This window comes from Adlercreutzia equolifaciens (assembly GCF_029076695.1).
GTDB lineage: Bacteria > Actinomycetota > Coriobacteriia > Coriobacteriales > Eggerthellaceae > Adlercreutzia > Adlercreutzia equolifaciens_A.
This window is the reverse complement of sequence record NZ_JARFIK010000022.1, coordinates 1-488: the sequence shown is the minus strand read 5'-3', so window position 1 is coordinate 488 and position 488 is coordinate 1. Positions and strand designations below refer to the sequence as shown.

Below are 488 nucleotides of genomic sequence, written 5' to 3'. Positions count from 1 at the left end.
CTTGGAATGAAAAACTGTCGGAAATATGGACGCTCATCACAACTACACCGCAGAACTTTAAGGGCGGGAATATCTGGAAGGTTATCGTTGACATCAACGGTGCGGTTCAGGCTATCGGGCTTGCCTTGCTTGTATTGTTTTTTGTGATAGGTATGGTAAAGACCTGCGGAAGTTTTACAGATGTGAAGAAACCGGAACACGCACTGAAACTCTTTGTCCGTTTTGCACTGGCGAAAGGTGTCATTACATACGGAATGGAGCTTATGCTTGCACTATTTAATATTGTGCAGGGTACGATTTCAACCATTATGAATGCTGCCGGATTTGGAACTCCGGAACAGACGACCTTGCCCGCAGAGATGGTAACGACCATAGAGGATTGCGGATTTTTTGAGAGTATCCCTTTGTGGGCGGTAACGCTTATCGGAGGATTATTTATCACGGTGCTGTCGTTCATTCTGATAATGACGGTGTACGGAAGATTTTTC

General features: G+C 45.1%; 1 pseudogene. It reads left to right on the top strand.

What is annotated here, in order from left to right:
* Positions 1-488: pseudogene (locus tag PZH32_RS11265) on the top strand (hypothetical protein); the annotation flags it as partial.